This window comes from Nocardioides sp., assembly GCF_036274455.1.
GTDB lineage: Bacteria > Actinomycetota > Actinomycetes > Propionibacteriales > Nocardioidaceae > Nocardioides.
In genome coordinates, this window is record NZ_DASUFR010000053.1 from 1 (window position 1) to 3,632 (window position 3,632).

The window sequence follows — 3,632 nt, forward strand, 5'->3', positions numbered from 1 at the left end:
CGCCGTCGGGCAGCTCCTGCGGGAGGAGGGCGATGCTGGAGGCGAGTTGCTGGAGCAGGGCCTGTGCGCCGGCCTGCTCGTCGGGGGTGCTCATGGCATCCTCTCGGTCGTCGGGCATTCATCACCCGGTGACCGAAGCAGGCGACATGCATGCCTCGGCCGGTGGAACCGGGAGTCCGGCCTCAGGAGCGCAGGTGGTGCTGGCCGCGACAGTGCGCTGGCGAGGTGTCCGCTGGCCGCGCTGCACACCGGTCCCCGGGGGGTGTCCTACTGCTGCTGGCCGGAGATGTTGACCAGCCAGGTGACACCGAACCGGTCGACGCACATGCCGAACTCGTCGCCCCACACCTGCTTCTCGATCGGCACCGTGACCTGCCCGCCGTCAGCGAGCTTGTCGAAGTAGCCGCGCAGCGCGTCGCCCTCGTCGCCGCTGAGGCTGACCTGTCCGTTGGAACCGGCCTCGCCCATGCCTGGTGGCGTGTCGGCGCCCATCAGTGTGAAGCCGAGGTCGCTGGTGAGCTGTGCGTGCATGACGCCGTCCGCGGGCGCCTCGTGCTCACCGCCCTGGGATCCCATGTCACCGAACGTCATCACGTTGAGCTCGCCGCCGAACACGTCGCGGTAGAACTCCATGGCCTCGCGGGCGCTGCCGTTGAAGTTCAGGTAGGGGTTCAAGATGGCCATGTCGTCTCCTCGAGTCGTGGTTCGCGTTCAGGCCATCCACCACACTCTCAACTGAACGCGACCGACAAAAGTGCTGTTGCGGCCAGGATCCGACCGCAACGGCTGTCAGCCTCACTGCATGGACGCGAACGGTGCCAACACCACGGTGCAGAGCTGGATCGCAAGCGCGCACACCGCCCGGCTCATCGACTTCACCATCGAGGTCTTCGGCGCAGTGGAGATCTCCAGGGTGCCGACGGAGGACGGCGGCATCGGCCACGCCGAGCTGCGGATCGGCGACACGTGGCTGCTCGCATTCGACAGCCGGCCCGACTGGCCGCCGCTCCCGGCGCTGCTGCGGGTGTGGGTGGATGATGCCGACGCGACGATGGCCGCAGCGCTCGGTGCGGGCGCGCGCGTCGTGACACCACTCTCGGACAGTGCCTTCGGCCAGCGTGGCGGGCGGGTGCGTGACCCACTGGGCAACATCTGGTGGATCACCCAGCACGTCGAGGACGTGCCGCCCGACGTCATGATCCGGCGACTTCGCGAGCCGGCGTACGCCGAGTCGATGCGGGTGGCCCAGGAGACGCTCGACCGGGAGCTCAGCGGCCGCGAGACGGCCTGGTCGAGTCCGCCGGCGCTCTGACTGTGCGACGCACGCCGCCTCAGATGCTCAGCAGGACCGACGAGCCGTGGCCGAAGAGCCCCTGGTTGGCGGTGATCCCGACCCGGGCGCCCTCGACCTGCCGGCCGGTGGCCCGGCCGCGCAGCTGCCAGGTGACCTCGCAGACCTGGGCCAGCGCCTGGGCGGGCACCGCCTCGCCGAAGCAGGCCAGCCCGCCCGACGGGTTGACCGGGACCCGCCCGCCGATCGTGGTCTCGCCGGCCCGCAGCAGGCTCTCGGCCTCGCCGGGCCGGCACAGCCCGAGGTCCTCCATCCAGTCCAGCTCGAGCGCGGTGGACAGGTCGTAGACCTCGGCGAGGTCGACGTCCTCGGGCCCGATCCCCGCCTCCTCGTAGGCAGCGTCCGCGATCGACTCCTTGAACGTCCGCTCCGGTCGGCCGTCCTGGGTGGAGTCGGTGGCGATGTTCGGCATGTCGAGGACCGCGTTCGGGAACGTCGGCGTGACCGTGGAGACCGCGTCGACCCGGACCGGGTCGGCCACGCCCACCTTTCGCGCGTACGCCGTGCTCGCCACCACGACCGCGGCCGCACCGTCGGAGGTGGCACAGATGTCGAGCAGGTGCAGCGGGTCGGAGACGACCGCGCTCCCGAGGACCTCCTCGACGCTGACCTCCTCGCGGTAGCGCGCGTTGGGGTTGGCCAGCCCGTGCCGGGCGTTCTTCACCTTGACCAGCGCGAAGTCCTCGGGGGTGGCGCCGTGGAGCTCCATCCGGCGGCGGGCGTAGAGGGCGAAGTACGCCGGGTTGGTCACGCCGAGCAGCCGGAACCGCAGCCAGTCCGGGTCGTCCCACCGCTCCCCCGCGTTGGGCGCCAGGAACCCCTTCGGCGTGGTGTCCGCGCCGACCACGAGCGCCACCTCGGAGAGCCCGGCCAGGATCCGGGCCCGCGCGGTGTCGAGGGCCTGGGCGCCGGTGGCGCAGGCGGCGTAGGACGTGGCGACCCGGGCGCCGTTCCAGCCGAGCGCCTGGGCGAAGGTGGCGCCGGCGACGTAGCCGGCGTACCCGTTGCGGACGGTCTCGCCGCCCACCACGAGGTCGACCTCGCGCCAGTCGATGCCGGCGTCGTCGAGCGCGGCCCGGGCGGCGACCACGCCGTACTCCGTGAACGGCCGGCCCCACTTGCCCCATGGATGCATGCCGACGCCGAGGACCGCGATCTCCGAGGCGCTCACTGGTCCGCCTCCTCGCCGAGCTCGGTGACCGGCTTCCACCGCCAGACCAGCAGCTCCCCTTCATCACCGTCGAGCGGCTCGACGACGAGCTCGACCTCGGCGCCGACCCGCAGGTCCGCGACGCCGTACCCGTCGGCCACCTGGCCGAGCACGATGAGCCCCTCGGCGAGCTCGACCGCCGCCAGCGCGAACGGCTGGTAGGGGTCGGTGCGCGCGACGTACGGCGCAGGCGGCTGGTACTGCGCGTCGGTGTAGCTCCACACCGTGCCGCGCCGGCTCAGCTCGGTGCTCTCGAGCTCCTCACCGTCGCAGGCGGGGTTGCGGCAGAAGCCCTGGCGATCCGGAGCGGTCGGCGGGAACCAGACGGTCGCGCACGTGGTGCACCGCGACCCGAGCAGCGCGGGCGCCGGCCCAGTGGTGAACCACCCCTCGACCGCTGCGCGCACTCGCCCTCCGACGAACTAGAACGTGTTCTCATCCTAGCCGACCCCCGCCGTCGAGCCTGTCGAGACCCCCGCAGCCGGCGCTGGGGGTCACCCCGGGTGCCCAGCCTGCGGACATCTCGACAGGCTCGATGAACGGGGGCGGCTCCCAGCCCCGACCACCGCCGGTCGAGCCCGTCGAGACCACCGCAGCCGGCGCTGGGGGTCACCCCGGGTGCCCAGCCCGCGGACAGCTCGACAGGCACGATGAGCCGGGAGGCGGCTCCCAGCCCCGACCACCGCCGGTCGAGCCCGTCGAGACCACCGCAGCCGACGCCGGAAGTCACCCGGGCGCCCAGCCCGCGGACATCTCGACAGGCTCGATGAGCGGTGGGCGGCTCCCAGCCCCGGCTATAGCGAAGGCACCCGCCCAGCCACCCGCCGGTCGAGCCCGTCGAGACCCCCGCAGCCGGCGCCGGAAGTCACCCGGGCGCCCAGCCCGCGGACATCTCGACAGGCACGATGAAGGGGAGGCGTCTCCCAGCCTCGACTACCGCGACAGGAACGCCAGCAGGTCCTGCCTCGTCAGCACGCCGACCGGCTTGCCGTCCTCGTGCACCAGCACCGCGTCAGCGTTCTCGAGCAGCGCCACCGCGTCGCGAGCGTCCTCGGTGGAGCCGATCGTGGG

The 3,632-nt window shown here is 72.2% G+C and carries 5 protein-coding genes; 1 reads left to right on the forward strand and 4 read right to left on the reverse strand.

Features of this window, described 5'->3' with window-relative positions; genetic code table 11:
• Window positions 1-267: 267 nt before the first annotated feature.
• Window positions 268-684: a VOC family protein gene (locus VFV89_RS04930; protein ID WP_329704793.1), complete on the reverse strand. Its 417-nt coding sequence runs from the start codon at window positions 682-684 to the stop codon at window positions 268-270.
• A 118-nt stretch (window positions 685-802) separates the two neighbouring features.
• On the opposite strand from VFV89_RS04930, the gene VFV89_RS04935 reads away from it, so the two are divergent.
• The gene (locus VFV89_RS04935; protein ID WP_329704794.1) at window positions 803-1,312 is read left to right on the forward strand and encodes a VOC family protein; all 510 of its coding nucleotides are present in this window, start codon (window positions 803-805) and stop codon (window positions 1,310-1,312) included.
• A 19-nt stretch (window positions 1,313-1,331) separates the two neighbouring features.
• Here the strand turns inward: VFV89_RS04935 and VFV89_RS04940 are convergent, their stop codons facing one another.
• The 3 genes from VFV89_RS04940 to VFV89_RS04950 all read right to left on the reverse strand — a co-directional run bounded on the left by VFV89_RS04940 (window position 1,332) and on the right by VFV89_RS04950 (window position 3,626).
• Window positions 1,332-2,522: a lipid-transfer protein gene (locus VFV89_RS04940; protein ID WP_329704795.1), complete on the reverse strand. Its 1,191-nt coding sequence runs from the start codon at window positions 2,520-2,522 to the stop codon at window positions 1,332-1,334.
• Window positions 2,519-2,968, reverse strand: coding sequence for a Zn-ribbon domain-containing OB-fold protein (locus tag VFV89_RS04945; protein WP_329704796.1), 450 nt, complete (start codon window positions 2,966-2,968; stop codon window positions 2,519-2,521). Before VFV89_RS04945 ends, VFV89_RS04940 begins: the two co-directional genes overlap by 4 nt.
• Before the next feature lie 526 nt (window positions 2,969-3,494).
• Window positions 3,495-3,626, reverse strand: a complete 132-nt coding sequence (locus VFV89_RS04950) for a helix-turn-helix domain-containing protein (RefSeq protein ID WP_329704797.1) — start codon at window positions 3,624-3,626, stop codon at window positions 3,495-3,497.
• Between the last annotated feature and the right edge of the window lie 6 nt (window positions 3,627-3,632).

Coding starts and splice junctions, on each gene's coding strand:
- VFV89_RS04935 (WP_329704794.1), top strand. CDS start 803: ATGGACGCGAACGGTGCCAACACCACGGTGCAGAGCTGGATCGCAAGC.
- VFV89_RS04930 (WP_329704793.1), bottom strand. CDS start 684: ATGGCCATCTTGAACCCCTACCTGAACTTCAACGGCAGCGCCCGCGAG.